This is a genomic window from Microbacterium sp., assembly GCF_044340635.1.
GTDB lineage: Bacteria > Actinomycetota > Actinomycetes > Actinomycetales > Microbacteriaceae > Microbacterium.
Window position 1 is genome coordinate 16,642 of sequence record NZ_JBIITF010000001.1, and the last position, 15,994, is coordinate 32,635.

Annotated in this window: 16 protein-coding genes and 1 tRNA gene; 5 read left to right on the forward strand and 12 right to left on the reverse strand. The window is 67.4% G+C overall.

The window, feature by feature from the left end; translation table 11 throughout:
• From ACIQ0W_RS00075 to ACIQ0W_RS00085, 3 genes are all read right to left on the reverse strand, one after another.
• Nucleotides 1–1,191 (reverse strand): Gfo/Idh/MocA family protein, encoded by a 1,191-nt coding sequence (locus ACIQ0W_RS00075; protein ID WP_396640887.1) that lies wholly within the window; start codon nucleotides 1,189–1,191, stop codon nucleotides 1–3.
• Nucleotides 1,192–1,273: 82 nt separating this feature from the next.
• Nucleotides 1,274–2,434 (reverse strand): substrate-binding domain-containing protein, encoded by a 1,161-nt coding sequence (locus ACIQ0W_RS00080; RefSeq protein WP_396640888.1) that lies wholly within the window; start codon nucleotides 2,432–2,434, stop codon nucleotides 1,274–1,276.
• Between the two features lie 59 nt (nucleotides 2,435–2,493).
• Nucleotides 2,494–3,216 (reverse strand): sugar phosphate isomerase/epimerase family protein, encoded by a 723-nt coding sequence (locus ACIQ0W_RS00085; protein WP_396640889.1) that lies wholly within the window; start codon nucleotides 3,214–3,216, stop codon nucleotides 2,494–2,496.
• Nucleotides 3,217–3,466: 250 nt separating this feature from the next.
• Here ACIQ0W_RS00085 and ACIQ0W_RS00090 point away from each other — a divergent pair, with 250 nt between their 5' ends.
• The gene (locus tag ACIQ0W_RS00090) at nucleotides 3,467–4,609 is read left to right on the forward strand and encodes an ROK family protein (protein ID WP_396640890.1); all 1,143 of its coding nucleotides are present in this window, start codon (nucleotides 3,467–3,469) and stop codon (nucleotides 4,607–4,609) included.
• 50 nt (nucleotides 4,610–4,659) lie between these two features.
• On the opposite strand, the gene ACIQ0W_RS00095 is transcribed toward ACIQ0W_RS00090, so the two are convergent.
• From ACIQ0W_RS00095 to ACIQ0W_RS00110, 4 genes are all read right to left on the reverse strand, one after another.
• Nucleotides 4,660–5,325, reverse strand: coding sequence for an SDR family oxidoreductase (locus ACIQ0W_RS00095; RefSeq protein ID WP_396640891.1), 666 nt, complete (start codon nucleotides 5,323–5,325; stop codon nucleotides 4,660–4,662).
• Nucleotides 5,326–5,423: 98 nt separating this feature from the next.
• Nucleotides 5,424–5,496: transfer RNA gene (locus tag ACIQ0W_RS00100), tRNA-Arg, on the reverse strand.
• A gap of 107 nt (nucleotides 5,497–5,603) precedes the next feature.
• Nucleotides 5,604–6,251 carry an asparagine synthase gene (locus ACIQ0W_RS00105; protein ID WP_396640892.1) on the reverse strand — a complete coding sequence of 216 codons (648 nt, stop codon included), beginning with the start codon at nucleotides 6,249–6,251 and terminating at the stop codon, nucleotides 5,604–5,606.
• Between the two features lie 87 nt (nucleotides 6,252–6,338).
• Nucleotides 6,339–7,448: a fatty acid desaturase family protein gene (locus tag ACIQ0W_RS00110; RefSeq protein WP_396641149.1), complete on the reverse strand. Its 1,110-nt coding sequence runs from the start codon at nucleotides 7,446–7,448 to the stop codon at nucleotides 6,339–6,341.
• 342 nt (nucleotides 7,449–7,790) lie between these two features.
• Between ACIQ0W_RS00110 and ACIQ0W_RS00115 the strand changes: the two genes are divergently transcribed.
• Entirely contained in the window at nucleotides 7,791–9,194 is a 1,404-nt protein-coding gene (locus ACIQ0W_RS00115; RefSeq protein WP_396640893.1) for a DEAD/DEAH box helicase, read from the forward strand.
• Between the two features lie 238 nt (nucleotides 9,195–9,432).
• Nucleotides 9,433–10,695: an APC family permease gene (locus ACIQ0W_RS00120; RefSeq protein ID WP_396640894.1), complete on the forward strand. Its 1,263-nt coding sequence runs from the start codon at nucleotides 9,433–9,435 to the stop codon at nucleotides 10,693–10,695.
• 24 nt (nucleotides 10,696–10,719) lie between these two features.
• Here ACIQ0W_RS00120 and ACIQ0W_RS00125 read toward each other — a convergent pair whose 3' ends face one another.
• Nucleotides 10,720–11,163, reverse strand: coding sequence for a YdeI/OmpD-associated family protein (locus ACIQ0W_RS00125; protein WP_396640895.1), 444 nt, complete (start codon nucleotides 11,161–11,163; stop codon nucleotides 10,720–10,722).
• A 131-nt stretch (nucleotides 11,164–11,294) separates the two neighbouring features.
• Here ACIQ0W_RS00125 and ACIQ0W_RS00130 point away from each other — a divergent pair, with 131 nt between their 5' ends.
• Nucleotides 11,295–11,525: a hypothetical protein gene (locus ACIQ0W_RS00130; RefSeq protein ID WP_396640896.1), complete on the forward strand. Its 231-nt coding sequence runs from the start codon at nucleotides 11,295–11,297 to the stop codon at nucleotides 11,523–11,525.
• Nucleotides 11,526–11,611: 86 nt separating this feature from the next.
• Here the strand turns inward: ACIQ0W_RS00130 and ACIQ0W_RS00135 are convergent, their stop codons facing one another.
• Nucleotides 11,612–12,964: an aminomethyl transferase family protein gene (locus tag ACIQ0W_RS00135; RefSeq protein ID WP_396640897.1), complete on the reverse strand. Its 1,353-nt coding sequence runs from the start codon at nucleotides 12,962–12,964 to the stop codon at nucleotides 11,612–11,614.
• 105 nt (nucleotides 12,965–13,069) lie between these two features.
• On the opposite strand from ACIQ0W_RS00135, the gene ACIQ0W_RS00140 reads away from it, so the two are divergent.
• A complete protein-coding gene (locus ACIQ0W_RS00140; protein WP_396640898.1) occupies nucleotides 13,070–14,071 on the forward strand; it encodes a LysR family transcriptional regulator in 1,002 nt (333 codons plus the stop codon).
• 99 nt (nucleotides 14,072–14,170) lie between these two features.
• Here the strand turns inward: ACIQ0W_RS00140 and ACIQ0W_RS00145 are convergent, their stop codons facing one another.
• From ACIQ0W_RS00145 to ACIQ0W_RS00155, 3 genes are read right to left on the reverse strand one after another with little or no spacing between them, the layout of a single operon-like run.
• A complete protein-coding gene (locus tag ACIQ0W_RS00145) occupies nucleotides 14,171–14,395 on the reverse strand; it encodes a hypothetical protein (RefSeq protein ID WP_396640899.1) in 225 nt (74 codons plus the stop codon).
• A 23-nt stretch (nucleotides 14,396–14,418) separates the two neighbouring features.
• A complete protein-coding gene (locus ACIQ0W_RS00150; protein WP_396640900.1) occupies nucleotides 14,419–15,276 on the reverse strand; it encodes an NAD(P)H-hydrate dehydratase in 858 nt (285 codons plus the stop codon).
• Nucleotides 15,260–15,988, reverse strand: coding sequence for a histidine phosphatase family protein (locus tag ACIQ0W_RS00155; protein WP_396640901.1), 729 nt, complete (start codon nucleotides 15,986–15,988; stop codon nucleotides 15,260–15,262). The genes ACIQ0W_RS00150 and ACIQ0W_RS00155 overlap by 17 nt, the downstream gene beginning before the upstream one ends.
• Nucleotides 15,989–15,994: the final 6 nt, after the last annotated feature.

Sequence of the window (15,994 nt, forward strand, 5' to 3'; positions counted from 1 at the left end):
TCAGCCATCCGAAGCGAGCACTGCTGTGGCATCCGGAACAGCGACCCACTGGCCCGTGCGGCCCGATTCCAAGATCGCGTCGTCGACGAGCGCGGCCTGGTAACCGTCGGCGAAGTTCGGTGACACCGTTCCGCCCTCGACGACGGCCTTCAGGAAGTCGTGGGCCTCGATGATCTTGGTCTCTCCGTAGCCGATACCGAGTGCGGGAATCGGCCACAAGGATTCGCCGTACGGGGTGTTCGGGCCCGTATAGACGGTGCGGAACCCACGGCGGTCGGCGGCATCGCCCTTGAACGCGACCTGCAACTCGTCGCGGTTCTCGTAGTTGAAGAAGATCGATCCCTCGGTGCCGTGGATCTCGAAGGTGATGTAGTTATTCCGGCCCCAGGCATTGCGCGTCGCCTCGATCGAGCCAACGGCGCCCCCACGGAAACGAACCAGCGACATCGCTTCGTCGTCGACGTCGACGGGACCCCGCGGACCGTCGCTCTTCGACGAACCGCCCAGCGCATCTAGACCACCCGACTGCAGCGGACGGTCGGGGATGAAGGTCGACACGACGGACGTGACCTCGGCGATCTCGCCGACGAGATACCGAGCGAGATCCACGACGTGCGAGCCGATATCACCGACAGCGCCGGATCCGGCGACCTTCTTCTGGAACCTCCAGCTGAGCGGCGAGTTCGGGTCGGCGCTCCAGTCCTGCAGGTATGTGCCCCGGAAGTTGAGGATCTTGCCGATGGCTCCTTCATCAATGTACTTCTTCGCCAGCGCCACAGCGGGTGTGCGGCGGTAGTTGAAGGCGACGGCCGTCACGATGCCGGCCTTCTTGGCGGCCTCATACATCCGCCCCGCCTCTTCGGCGGTGGGTGTGAGGGGCTTTTCGCAGATGATGTGCTTGCCTGCCTCAGCGGCGGCGATCGCGATCTCGGCATGCAGGTTGTTGGGAGTCGCGATGTCGATCACGTCGATCGAGGGATCGTTGACAACATCGCGCCAGGAGGACGACGATCCCTCCCACGCGTAGCGGTCCGCTGCGGAGCGCGCGAGTTCGTCGGTGACGTCGACGAGGATCTTCTTCACCGGACGCGCCGGCGCCGGCCAGAAGAACATCGGCATCGCGGCGTACGCGAGCGAGTGAGCCTTGCCCATGAATCCGCCACCGATCATGGCGATGTTGATGTCCTGCATGTTCTGCCTTTCGTTAACGTTCGGATGTTCTGTGGGGACGGCCACTCGAGCCGTCCCCACAGAACGGACGGGTGACGTCGGGTTAGTCGACGTATGCGTCACGCACGGATGCGGGCGCTTCGGAGTTGTAGACGAGCTCCCAGGCCTCGAGAACGTTCTCGTGGTCTACGGGCAGCGAGCTGAGCGCCACGTACGCGGGCACGTCGATGCCGAGGAAGCTCAATGCGGCGAGATCCGCCTCAGCGACTCCCTGGTCGTACGGCAGCTGGGCGCCGAGACCGACGATCATCTCCCCCTTCGCGAGGGCGATCGCAACGTTCGTACCGAGGTCCTGCGTCGCGATCTTGATGTCGGTGCGACCCGTCTCGCGGGCCGCGGCGAGGACACCCTCGGCCGGCACGTCCCAGACGGCCCAGATGCCGTCGAGGTCGGCGTTGCGCGTGAGCATCGCGTTCGCCACGCCCTGTGCGTCACCGGCGAAATCCGGTCCCGCGATGCCCTGCTCCTGCACGATCTCGATGTTGGGGAACTCGTCTTCGATCGTCTTCTTGAAGCCGTCGTAGCGCTGCTGCGTCACGAAGAAGTCGGCCTCGTGGTAGATGACGCCGATCGTGCCCTCGCCGCCGAGCGACCGCGCGAGGAGATATGCCGACGTCACGCCATTGCCGTAGTTGTCGGCCGAAACCATCGACACATAGTCCTGGCCGGCGACGAAGCCCTCGGGCACGTTGTCCATGAAGACGAGCTTCACGCCCTGTGCTGCGGCCTTCCGGTAAGCGCTCGCCGTCGCGACCGTATCGGTGGGGATGGAGACGATGATGTCGGGGTTCTGGGTCAGCACGGTTTCGATCTGCGACACCTGGGTCGCGGGATCGAAATCGGCGTCGGTCGTCGCGATAACGTCGATTCCCAGTCGATCGAACTCGGCGTTGAGCCCGGCGATCTGAGCGTTGGCCCAGTCGTTGCCGCCATAGTGCATGACGATCGCCGCCGTCAGACCCATCGCTGCGACCTCTTCGGCCTGCGCATCCGTCACGACCGTGGCGTCGACCGAAGAAGGCTCCTCACCGTTCGGGCCGGTGCTGAGCACCTGGCCGGTGATCTCGGCGAGTGCGGCGTCGATCTCGGCAGAGATCTCCGGGTCCACCTCGTTCGAGGTTCCGCCGCCTGCGGGCGTGCAGCCCGCCAACGCGACGATGCTCACGGCTGCGGCGAGCGCAACCATCGTTGTCTTGAGTTTCATCCTTATTGCTCCTTTGCTGTGGGACTGCGTGATTGACAGGCGAGGTGAACGAATTCAGATCAGGCGAGTTTGGTTCCCTGGAGGAATCGAAGACTTCGTGCGGCGGCGGCGTCCTGGTCGCCTGGGTACCCGTCGAGTTCGACGGTGATCCAGTCGTCGTAGCCCGCCTCGACGACCGCGTCGATGACGGCATCGAGATCCAGTACGCCCTCGCCGAGCGGGAGGAACGCGTTGGTTGTCGCCTCGACATCCTTCAAGTGGACGTAGGCAAGACGGTCCGCGTAACGGGCGATGACATTCACCGGGTCTCCGCCGCCCGCGGCGATGTGAGCCACGTCGGCGCAGAGGCCGATGGACGTCTCGGCGAAGAGCGCATCGATCTGATCGGGCGCCTGCGCGAGGCTGCCCAGGTGAGGGTGGTAGCTCGCGACGAGGCCGGCGGATGTGGCGCGTTCCGCGATACGGTCGAGGAACTCCCCTGCGACGCGGTAATCCTCATCGCGTCGCCCGCTCGATCGGATCGCACCGCCTCCGATGACGTAGTGACGGGCGCCGACCGCAGCAGCGAGAGCGATCGAGCGATCGAAGCGAGCGAGTTCATCCTCGTGCGCATCAGGGTAGATGAAGTGGCCACCGCTGTAAACGCCGGCGACTGCGAGACCCTGTGCAGCCACAGCCTGAGAGAATCCGTCGATCGACCCCTCGAAAGGGAGCAGGTTTCCGTCGAAGAGCTCGAGACCGGAGTACCCGGCCGCGGCAATCGATTCCAGCGTGCGGTTCACGTCCCCCGGCGTTTCGTAAAAGCCTGATCCCAGATTCGTCACGGAACCTGGCGTCCCGATGACGCCACCCCATGCGTTTGCTTCGTAAGCGAATTTCACGCTTCTACCCCCTCGTAGACAATGCTGAGGACATGAATGTAGCACTTATGACATTGATCGGTCAAATATCCTTCCCAGAGGCAGACGTTCAGTTCTCATGGTGTCGATAGGACCACTAATCTGGTCTGACCGTCGGGAGGATGCAGGGGACATGATTGCTGCGGGTGCCGGAGAGTTCTTCCAACTGATGCGCGACGGGCGGCCGCGGACCCGCGCCGAACTGGTCGATGAGACGGGGCTGGCGCGCACGAGCGTCGTGAATCGTCTGGCAGCCCTGTCCGCGCTCGGTCTGGTGACGCCTACGGGAACCTCAGCGTCCTCCGGTGGGCGCCCTGCGGCGCGCCTCCTGTTCGATCGAACGTCGCGGGTGTGTATCGGCATCGATCTCGGCGCCACCCACGGATCCGTGGGCATCCTCGATCTGTCCGGAGACGTGCTGACCGAGGAGAGTCGGGTGCTCGATATCGCGGATGGCCCGTCGGTGATCCTGACATGGGCGCTCGATACAGCGGAGCGACTCCTAGCGGCGACGGGTCGGGATCCGGGGCACCTCCTCGGCATCGGTGTGGGAGTACCGGGACCCGTGGAGCATTCGACGGGCAGGCCGATCCGACCGCCCATCATGCCGGGGTGGGACGGCTTCGATATCCCCGCTTTCGTTCAGCGGCGGCTCAATGCTCCCGTGCTCGTCGACAACGATGTGAACCTTCTCGCGCTCGGCGAGCGCGCCACCCGCTGGCCGGGGGTAGACGATCTGCTCTTCATCAAGGTAGCCACGGGCATCGGCGCCGGGATCATCCTGGGCGGCGAGTTGCAAAGGGGCGCCCGGGGGTCAGCCGGTGATATCGGGCACGTCCAGATTCCGGGTGTCGCGGACGATCGCGACCTCGAGGCCATGGCGAGCGGACCCGCGATCGCGGCCGAGCTCAGTCAGGACGGCACGACGGTGGGGGCGTCCGACGTGATCGATCGGGTCCGTACCGGCGACCCATCCGCGATCGCCGCGGCACGAGAGGCAGGGCGGGTGATCGGCAAAGTGACCGCGGCATGTGTCAGCATCCTCAATCCCTCGGTCGTCGTGATCGGAGGACAGCTAGGCGTGAACGTGCAGGAGATCATCGCCGGGGTGCGTGAGGTCGTGTATCAACGATCGATCCCGCTGGCGACGCAGCACCTCAGCATCGTGCCTGCGGAAGGCGGGTCGAGCGCGGGCATCCATGGCGCCGGGCTCATGGTCCTCAATGAGCGTCTGAGTGCGGTGGCCATCGACGAGCAGATCGCCGGACTCGACTGAGTTCAGCGGTCCCGCCTCCTCCTCCTCAAAACGAAGTTCTCGGCGCGGGCTCAGAACCGTGCCGAGAATCCACCGTCGGTGTGCAGCAACTGACCCGACACCCAGCGTCCCTCCTCGGACAGCAGGAACGACACCACGGGCGCGATGTCGCCCGGCGTGCCGAGGCGTCCCATCGGCTGGTACGGCGTCAGCGTGTCGCGGACATTCTGATCCATCCATCCGGTATCGATCGGGCCGGGATTGACGACGTTCGCCGATATGCCGAGCGGGCCGAGCTCTCGTGCCGCCGAGATCACGATCCGGTCGAGCGCCGCCTTCGAAGCACCATCGGGCAGGTTGCCGGTCGTGTGGTCGCTCGTGAACGCGACCACAACGCCGCCTTCCTCGGGTACTTGGCGGGCGAATGCGGCGATCAGCAGAAGCGCCGCCCGAGCGTTGACGGCAACGTGGCGGTCGAAACTCTCTGCCGTGGTGTCGAGGATGCCGGATTCGACATCGTGCGCGTGACTCAGCACCAGCGCGGCGATCGGTCCGCGCTCGTCGCGCACCCGCGCGATCAGCTCGTCGGGTCCGGTCGAGGTGGACAGATCGCAGGGGTAGTCGCCGTCGCCGAGATCACTCGTCACGACCTCCCAACCGTCGGCGCGAAGACGCGGGACGACTCCTGCGGCGATGCTGTTGGAGCGAGAGGCGCCGGTGACTAATGCGAGGGACATCGTCCGAGGCTACTCAACAAGGAAGCGACGATCCGCCCGGAGACACGAAAGCCCGCGGATATCCGCGGGCTTTCGGTATTCACTGTCTCAACACAGTGTGCGCTCGAAGGGACTCGAACCCCCAACCTTCTGATCCGTAGTCAGATGCTCTATCCATTGAGCTACGAGCGCGATCCTGATCCCGCGGCGTCCGAAGACCCGCGCAGACCAGCGTCCAGGATACCCCACGCGCGAGGCGCCCGCGAATCGTGCCCCGTTCGCGCTCCATCTGCGCCTCGTCAGTCGTCGTCTGCGCTCTCGACTCGCTCCGCTTCGGTCGCGCGCCGCTGCCGCTGCACCGACGAGAGCTTGCTCAGATCGACGAGCCGGAGCGCCTGCATCCGCGCCTCGCGCATCGTCGCGTAGCCGGGCTCGAGGTCGGGTCGCGCAGCTTCGACCCGCAGGGTGCGGTCGATGTTCTCGGCCAACTCCCCCCAGGCCGCGTCACGCGCGGCCTCGACGAGGCGGCGCAATTCCTGATCGTCCTCGGCGCGCGCCCGTAGCTCTTTCGCGACGCGCTGCGACTGACGCCGGCGTCGACGCAGGTTGCCGAGATCGCGGCTGCCGTAGTCGTGCGTGCTGTCCGGATCGCTGAATCGACGCCAGGCGTCCTTGCGTTCCTTCTTGATCCGCTCGGCGGCGGCATCCGCTTCGTCGGCGAGCGCGAGGAGCGCGGCACGGGCATCCGGGATGAACTTGTCGACGTCGTATCCGGCGCCGCCGCCGATCGTGTCCATCAGGATGCGGTTCTTCAGCGATAGCCGGATCGCGGCCGACGCGATGTAGAGACCCTCCGAGACGATCTCGGCGAGTTTCGGGCGCGTCGACGGGGCCGCGACGACCACCGAGTCGTCGGACTTTTTCGCCGGTGAGGCTTTCGGGCCCACGTCCCCTCCCGGTTCGAGGTTAGCCGGATCGCCCGACACATGCCGATGGCGCCGAGGACGAATCCCCGGCGCCATCGGTCGAAACGATCAAGCCTTGCGGAATCGCTCTACGATGTAGCAGTCGAACGGGTCGCGAGCCGAGAGGCCGACCCGGTTCAGGTAGGCGATGACGATGCCGTACGAGCGCAGCAGGGTCGTCTCGGTGTACGGAACATCGAGCGTCTTGCAGTGGTCGCGCACGATCTCACGCGTCTTGGCGAGGTGCGGGCGAGCCATGCTCGGGAACAGGTGGTGCTCGACCTGGTAGTTCAGGCCGCCCATGAGCCAGGTGGCCCACCAGCCGCCGGACACGTTGCGCGACGTGCGGACCTGCTTGGTGAAGAAGTCGAGCTTGGCGTCTTTGTCGATGATCGGCATGCCCTTGTGGTTCGGCGCGAACGCCGCGCCCATGTAGACACCGAAGACGGCGAGCTGGACACCGAGGAACGCGAACGCCATACCCAGCGGCAGCATCGCGAACACGATGGTGAACAGGATCGCGAAGCGCAGCGCGATGAGCGTCAGCTCGTACCAGCGACCCTTGACACCCGGCGTCGTGACCAGGTGCTTGATGCTCAGGAAGTGGAGGTTGATGCCCTCGAGCGTGAGGAGGGGGAAGAAGAAGTAACCCTGGCGGCGGGTGATGAAACCCAGCAGACCGGATGCCTTGGCCGCGTCCTCTTCGACGAACGAGATCGTGTCGATCTCGATGTCGGGGTCGCGGCTGATGCGGTTCGGGTTGGCGTGGTGGCGCGTGTGCTTCGAACCCCACCAGGAGTAGCTCATGCCGACGATCCCGTTGCCCAGGATCTTGGCCAGGCGGTCGTTCGCCTTGCCGGACGTGAAGATCGCCTTGTGCGCGGCTTCGTGGGAGAGGAACGCCACCTGCGTGAGGATGATGCCGAGGACGCCGGCGACGATCAGCTGGAACCAGCTGTCACCCAGCAGCACGAATGCAGCCGCGCACGCCGCGAAAGCGACGAACAGGGCGGAACCGACGGCGATGTAGAACTTCGGCGCCCGCGCCAGCAGCCCGGTCTCGCGAACCACCTGCGACACCTCGGTGTAGGCACGGGTGAGGTTCGGGTACGTGTCGGACTTCGCGTACGTCTGACGTACGGGCCCAAGCTGGGCTGCGGGGGGAGCAATAGTAGAGATGCTTCACCTACTCGATCTGCAGCCCACGGGAGCGTGGGCCGGGCCTGTGCCAACGGCAGGTGCCGATCGCTGTCGCCAACACTACGCACCCGTTCATGCCGATCCGAGAATGCTGGGGGGATCTCCAGGTGACCGTCACGCGATAGACATCGTCGGCGCGTGTTAGTGTTGCCGAGGCGGTTCATTCCGCCTGCGTCGTCGTGACGCTTCCCGGCCTTCTGGGCCGTGGCTCTACACGAACGGCGAACCGATGCGCAATCCTGCGCCGTCGCCCACTTCGCGCCTCTCTCCGGCCTTCATCGGCCTGATGTTTCGGTGCGCATTTCACCCGAAAGCACAACCATGTCTACTTTCCTTGAGCTCGGCGTACCCGCGCCGCTCGCCTCCGTTCTCGAAGCCTCGGGCAAGACCGAGGCCTTCGCCATCCAGCGCGACACGCTCCCCGACTCGCTCGCGGGTCGCGATGTGCTCGGCCGTGGCCGCACCGGCAGCGGCAAGACCATCGCCTTCGCCCTCCCGCTCATCGCCCGCTTGAGCGGCGCATCCGCGGCGCGCCGCACACCGGGACAGCCCCGGGGCCTCGTGCTCGCTCCCACCCGTGAGCTCGCGACCCAGATCGCCGCGACCCTGATCCCCCTCGCCGAGGCCGTCGGCCTGCGCGTCACCACCGTCTTCGGTGGCGTCAGCCAGCGCCCGCAGGAGCAGGCCTTCCGCAACGGCGTCGACATCGTCGTCGCCTGCCCCGGCCGCCTCGAAGACCTCATGAAGCAGGGCGTCGTGCGCCTGGACCGCGTCGAGATCACCGTGCTCGACGAGGCCGACCACATGGCCGACCTCGGGTTCCTGCCCGGCGTCACCCGCATCCTCGCCGCGACGCCCCAGGGCGGGCAGCGGATGCTGTTCAGCGCGACGCTCGACCGCGGAGTCGACAGCCTCGTCCGTCGATTCCTGCGCGACGAGGTTCGCCACGAGGTCGACGACGAGAGCGTCCCGCAGGGCGAGATGATCCACCGCGTGTTCGTGATCGACGGCACCGACGAGAAGACCGCGCTCGTGCAGCGTCTCGCCTCGGGCACCGGCCGACGCATCCTGTTCACCCGCACCAAGCACCAGGCGAAGAAGCTCGCGAAGCAGCTGACCGCCGCCGGCATCCCCGCCGTCGACCTGCACGGCAACCTCGCCCAGGGCGCACGTGAGCGCAACCTCGCCGCGTTCGGTGCCGATGTCGCCAAGGGTGGCGTGCGTGTGCTCGTCGCGACGGATGTCGCCGCGCGCGGAGTCCACGTCGACGATGTCGAGCTAGTCGTGCACGTCGACCCGCCCGTCGAGCACAAGGCGTATCTGCACCGCTCGGGTCGCACGGCTCGCGCCGGCGCTGAGGGCACCGTCGTGACCGTCACTCTCGAGGCCCAGCGTCGCGATGTCACCGATCTGCTGCGCAAGGCGCACATCACCGCACCGCTCGAGAAGGTGCGTGCGGACGACGCCCGGGTCGTGACCCTGGTCGGCGATACCGCCGCCTACGTCAAGCCCGCACCGATCGTCGCGAGCACCCACGCCCCGCAGCGCCCCCGTGGCGCCTCGGGTCGCGGTAACGGTGGCGGCCGTCCCGCGGCACCCCGTGGTGACGGTAACCGCGCGCCGCGCGGTGACAACGCCCACGGCGATTCCGCCCGTCCCGCAGCCGGCGGCGGTCGCCGCGGCGGCTCGCGCGGACGCTCGTACTCGACCGGCTCGCGCGGCTGAGCTCAGATCAAACGAAACGGCGGGGCACCCTCGGGCGCCCCGCCGTTTCGCGTTCCCTGCGTCAGACCTGGCGGTACTCCGACTTGCCGAAGCCGAGGATCAGGTAGCCGATCGGCTGCAAGAGGAACAGCGGGAAGAACGAGAAGACGCCGCCGTGACCGAAGTTCCGGCCGCGCGATCTCGAATGCGAACACGTACCGAACCGTGACCGACACCTCCAACCACTAGAGTCTGCGCCGTGACTCCCCCGCCCACGCTCGCGCGTCGTCTCGGTCTCGGCGACGCGGTGTTCATCGGTCTCGGTTCGATGCTCGGAGCCGGGGTCTTCGCTGCATTCGCGCCGGCAGCCGAGGCGGCCGGGGCGGGCCTGCTGATCGGCCTCGCGATCGCCGGCTTCGTCGCGTACTGCAACGCCGCCGCATCCGCTCAACTTGCCGCCGCACACCCCACCTCGGGGGGCACGTACGCCTACGGCCGGGCCGAGATCGGCCCGTGGTGGGGCTTCATCGCGGGCTGGGCATTCATCGTCGGCAAGCTGGCGAGCTGCGCGGCGATGGCGATCACATTCGCCGCCTACGCCGCTCCCCCCGGATGGGAGCGAGCCGTCGCCATCGCCGCCGTGGCAGCCCTGGCGATCGTGAATCTGCTCGGCGTGACCCGCACGGCGGCGCTCACCCGCGTGCTGGTCGTCATCGTGCTGCTGGCTCTGGCCGTGGTCGTGGCAGCGGGATGGTCGAGCACGGACGGCACCGAAGGCTTCGCCGGCCTGGACCTGTGGACGGGCGGTGGCTACGGCATCCTGCAATCCGCCGGTCTGCTGTTCTTCGCGTTCGCCGGATACGCCCGCATCGCGACGATGGGGGAAGAGGTCCGCGATCCCGCCAAGAACATTCCGCGGGCCATCATGCTCGCCCTCGGGCTGGCGCTCGTCGTCTACGCCGTCGTCGCGGTCACGGTTCTCGCGACGCTCGGTCCCGACGCAACGGCGTCGGCGGAAGCTCCCCTCGCCGAGACCGCGGCCGCTTCCAGCTGGGCATGGGCGGGGCCGATCGTCCGCTTCGGGGCGGCGACCGCATCGCTCGGCGCGCTGCTCGCGCTGATCGCCGGCATCGGCCGAACCACCCTGGCTATGGCACGCGAGGACGATCTGCCCCGCTATCTCGCGGCGGTCCACCCCCGCTACCGTGTGCCGCACCGCGCCGAGATCGCGATCGCGATCGTCGTCGTCGCCGCCGTGGCGACCGTCGACCTGCGCGGCGCGATCGGCTTCTCGTCTTTCGGGGTTCTCATCTACTACTTCATCGCGAATGCGGCCGCGTTCCGTCAACGCGGGGAGAAACGCCGTTTCCCCCGCATCCTGCAGGTTCTCGGCGGCGTCGGGTGCGGCGTCCTCGCCCTCACCCTTCCCCTGCCGGCTCTGGTCGGCGGCGCGGCCGTCATCCTCGTCGGTATCGCCGGGAGACTGGTGGCGCTCGAGCTCAGGCGGCGCCGCTCGTTATAACCGAGCAAAGCTCTCGCGTCGCGGTCAGCCCACGAGCTTCGCGACGAGCGAGTCGATCCGACGCGCTCGCGTCTCGGCTGCCTTCGCGGACTCGACAGACGTGACGTGCGCCTTGCGGGCGCTCGGGGCGAGGGCATCAAACGCTGCGCGCATACCCGCGTCATCCAGCGCGAGCGCGAGGTCCGCGGGAACCTCGACGGTGCGCGGTGCCGCGTCGACGGCGAGCCCGACGTCGATCGCGTCGCCGCCTGCCAGGCCCGTCGCCGCGCGTTTATCCGAGCTGAAGGGGATCAGGTAGCGACCGCCCATCACAGCAACGGTGCTCCGGTATTCGAAGCCGTTGACGGTCACGATCACGGCGGGCCGCTTACCGGCGGCCAGGGCTTCGACCACCCCAGGGGGAACCTCGATACCCGTGTTGTTGCCCTGCTGGAACAGGATTGTGGAGAACGTCGCCTCGCTGGCCATTACCCGAAGATATGGGCGCGCTCCCGTCGGACGCCAGTGTCGTATCAACCGGCGCGGCCCCGCGCAACCCCTCCACCCGCACACGCGAACTGGCCTAGCTTCGACAAACACCCACTCGAAAGGAGCCAGACATGGGATTCATCGACGATGCCAAAGAGACCGCCGAGACCGCTGGCCGCAAGGCGAAGGACGCGTTCGAGGACACCACAGACCGCCTCGGCGACAAGATCGACGAGGCCAAGGCCGACGCCGAGGTGAAGCGGACCAAAGCCGAAGCCGACGCCGAGGTGCAGAAGGCCGAAGCCGAGCGCGACTCGGTCAAGACCCGCAACGAGGTCAAGGAAGACATCCGCGACGCCTGACCCGTCTGCACAAGAACGGGGGACCTCGGAGAGTACTCCGGGGTCTCTTGCTTGTTAACCCCGCCCCGTGGGCAGACGGCTCGCGCTCAGCTCGCCCGGTAGTTGTCCCGCGCGAAAGCCGAATACGGCGCGGGCTCGACCGTGGCACGAACCGCGATCTGGCGGTGGGGTTCGACGGCGGGCTTCTGCGAGTTCGGCTCTTCGCCCCAGAGGACGTGCACTTCTGTGCCCGGTGCCGAGTGCTCGGTGGCGATGCTGGCGAGCGAGACGAACGCGTGCTCGTTCGTGATGTAGCCGACGTCGTGCGAGATGCCGACATCCTCACCGTCGATCAGCACCCGGTCGACCTGGTACAGCCCGTAGCGCGCCTTCGGGAAGTCGATGTACTTCGCGGGGATGCCGGGCTCGAGCAGGGACTGCACGGCGGCCGCGACATCTTCTTCGTTCCAGACCAGCGTGACCTTCGTTCGGGGTGCTTCCGCAGCGTGGCGCTCGAGCGCCGCACGGCCGATGAAGTCGTGATCGAATGCGACGCTGCGCCCATAGCCGATGTCGTAGGGCGTGACGTAGTAGTCGGTGATGTCGTCAGAGGCCAGGCTGCCCGCGAGCGACCCGGCCCGGGCAACGGGCAGCCACTCGCGGTACGCGGCAGTGCCCTCGCCCGTGAAGATCGCGGGGAGCGGGGACGGCACCCAGGCCGACTCGAGGTTCGCCGAGGAGTATGCCTTCGATCCGACCAGCACGAGGTCGAACTCTTCGCCGGCCTCGATCAGAGCGGAGCGCACGCGCTCGCCCTCGGCCCAGGGGCCGAACAGTTCGAAGCCGGGCTGACCCGCCATGCCGTGGCGGAGCGAGCGGACGGTCACGCCGTCGATCGTGAAGGTCGCCATGTGGAAGAACTTCGTCGGCGGCACGGGAGCGCCGGTGACCTTCTCCATGAGCGCGAGCGCGTTCGGGCCCTGCAGCTCGTAGCGGTACAGCTTCGGGTCGCCGGCGCGCACGATGGAGTTGCCGTCCCGTTCGAACGTGGCGTCGTAGTCGCCCGTCTCGAGGTGGTACTGGACCCAGTCGATGACCATCGGGTGCCCGACGAGGTCGAACGACTCCTCGGCGAGGTAGAAGAGGATCGCGTCACCGATCAGGTAGCCGTCGCTGTTCACCGCGATGAACTGCTTGGCATTGTCGACCCGGAAGTTGGCGAAGCTGTTCACGCCCACGTCGCTCAGCAGCTTCAGCGCGTCGGGGCCGGTCAGGAACAGGTCGGTCATGTGGTGGGACTGGTCGAGTAGGGCGACCGAGGTGCGCCACGACAACTGCTCGGAGCGCCAGTTGCTGAACTCCGGCGTCACCGGGAAGACGGTGGGACGAGCCGGCGCGTTGCGGAGGACATCGACGGGGCTTCCGACACGGGCGATTGCGGCGGCGAGAGATTCGGACACGAGAACTCCTTCGTTCGCGGCGGGTGATCCGCCGGATGTGGCTCACAGTCAGCCTATGCATCGGCGCGTGCGATATCCATAAGCGGTGCTTATGCTGAGGAAAGGATGCCTAAGTCGTCCGCGACCGTGTCCGTCATCCGCGCGTCGTGGCCGTACCCGTCACATTGGAGTGGAGTGCCCGTGGACCTCAACCTGCTGCGCAGCTTCGTCGCCATCTACGAAACGCGAAGCCTGACCGCCGCAGCGGAGGGCCTGTATGTGACGCAACCCGCGGTCAGCCAGGCGCTCGGGCGCTTACGGCGCGAGCTCGATGACCCGCTCTTCCGGCGCGTCGGAAGGACCATGGAGCCGAGCGAACTTGCCAGCTCGCTCTACCCCGACTTCCGCGATGCCCTCGCGCGCATCGACCGCACCCTCGACTCAGTGCACGGGTTCGAGCCAGCGGAGTTCGATCGTGTCTTCCGGATCGCCCTGTCCGAGCTGGGCGAGATCGGCTACTTCCCCGCAATCCTGGATGCCGTGCGCACCGCCGCGCCCCACGCTCGCCTCGAGGTGGTGCCGCTGGACGTCGATCGGCTGCCGGGCTGGCTCGCGCGCGGAAGCATCGACCTCGCCGTGACCTCATCCCGCGTGACCGGTGAATTTCCCCACGTCGTGTTGAAGTCGCAGGGCTACGCGATCCTGATGTCGCAGAATCATCCGCTCGCCCGCGGCGAAGTCAGTCTCGAGGACTACCTCGCCGCGACGCACGTCGTCGTGGCGAGCGACTCCGGCCGTCCCAATCTGCGCACCGCGCTCAGCCGCCTGGGCGCGGTCCTCGACGAGCCGGTCAGCGTCAACCACTTCGCGTCGATCCCACCGCTGCTCGCGGCACGCCCCGACATGATCGCCACGGTACCCGACACGATCGGCGCGGGCTGGGCGACGTCCTGGCCGCTGGTGGTCCGCCAGCTGCCGTTCGACATGGCGAGCGTCGACGTCTCTCTGTTCGCGCGGACGACGGCGCAGCACTCCGCGGCGCTCGACTGGGCGTTCGACGTCGTCCGCCGTGCCATCTCGGGCACGCACGGCGAATTCTTCGCCATCCACGGGTACCCGGACCGATGACCCCTGTGGGGGTCCGCCATATCGCGCGCGGTCCTCGTGAGCGGCCACGCGCTGACCACAGACGTGCGATCCGACCGGCGCATCCCGGGCGGTCGGACGCTACTCCTCGTCGAGGTCCTTCTCGAGAGCGTCCTCGGTCAACCGGTCGCCCGGCGTCGGGGCGTGGAAGACCGTGTTAGCGGGAAATCCCGCCGGCGCATTCGTCTCGGAATCTCCGTCACCGATGTCCCGGATCACATCGACATCCGTGTCGATGTCGCGATCGGTCGGGGGGCGCTCCGGACGGGGCTCATCGGCGGGCATGAAAGGCTCGGACATCGACATGGGCGCATCCTCCCGTCCGGAGGTTACGCCGAGGTGAACTCGCCCAGCGCCCCGTTCATCACGGGCGTGAGCTCCCGGGCGAGATCCCCGGCCAGGAATCCGAGACCGGGACGCTCCGTGAGTCGGTCACCTGCGCTCGCGTGGACCCAGCTCGCCCAGACCGCGGCGCGTTCCGCGGGCAGTCCGCGCGCCGCCAGGCCGGCGATCGCGCCCGCCAGCACGTCACCGCTCCCCGAGGTTCCGAGCCCGGCGCCACCCGCCGAGACACGCCACGATTCACCGGAGGGGCTGACGACGTGGCCATAACAGTTGACGACGGCATCGTATCGCTCGGCGATCTCGAGGAGATCGCCGGTTCGATCATCGCGTAGCTCCCGGCCCAGCAGCAGGGCGGCTTCTTCCTCGTTGGGGTTCAGGATGAGCGTATCCGGGAGGAGGGTTCGATCGATGTCGGGCAGGACGCCGAGCCCGAACGCGTCGAGCACCAGGCAGGCGACGCCGATGTCGGCGATCGCCTCGAGGGTGGCACGCGTCTCGTCCGGCTCGTCAAAACCGGGCCCGACCAGCACGGCACCGGCGGCGGCGAGTTCGTCACGCAGATGTCCGTCGATGGGGTCGGTCGCCTGCTCGGGAAGCGAGAAGACCGCGGCCTCGCGGATCACAACACCGATCTGCGCCTCGATCGAGAGGGGCACGACCAGCCCCAGGCGGCCGGCGCCGACCCGCAGTGCGGCTTCGCCCGCAAGGAGGATCGCCCCGGGCGAGCGCCGCGACCCGCCGACGACCATCACGCGTCCGCGCGTCTTCTTGGAGTTGCCGGGATCGGGCATCCCCCATTCCCGGAGCACTTCGGGGGTGACGGTCTCACTCGGGCTGGACATCGGGGCTCCCCGCGTGCTCGGTGACGGGAGCGCCCTCGCGCTCGAGGTGTCCGACGCTCGAGAACTCCACGAGTTCCCACCCCGTTTCGGTGAGACGGACGTGCGTGACCGAGGCGTTGTCGACCGTGTTGGCGGCCGCGAAATCCAGCAGTTCCGCCTCGTCGAGAGGGAGCAGGACGTACAGCAGCAGCATCACCACGGCGTCATGCGCAACGATCATGGCCCGCTCCTCGGGACCGGAGAGCGCGTCGCGCAGGAACGAACGCAGCCTGAGGGCGACGTCCGCCCACGATTCTCCGCCCGGGGGCCGATGGTAGAACTTGCCGAGGTGCCGGCGCCGTTCCATCTCTTCGGGATGGAACCGCTCAACTCCCTGCATTGTCAGAAGGTCGAGGATGCCGAGTTCCCGATCGCGCAACCGCTCGTCGACCACGATCGGCTCGGCGCCGGGTCGTTCGTCGCCGAGCCCCACGTCGAGCGTCTGGCGCGCGCGCAGGTACGGCGACACCCAGTACGCGTCGATCTCGGCTCGGTGGCCCGACAGCCACTCGCCGAGGGCGCGCGCCTGGTCTTCGCCCGTTGACGAGAGCGGCACGTCCGCATCCCGCAGATCGAGGGGGATGACATCGAGTCCCTCGGCATGCGCCCGGGTCGCTGCCACATTCCCGACGCTCTCGCCGTGCCTGACCAACCACAATTCCGTCACCGCCATGGGGCG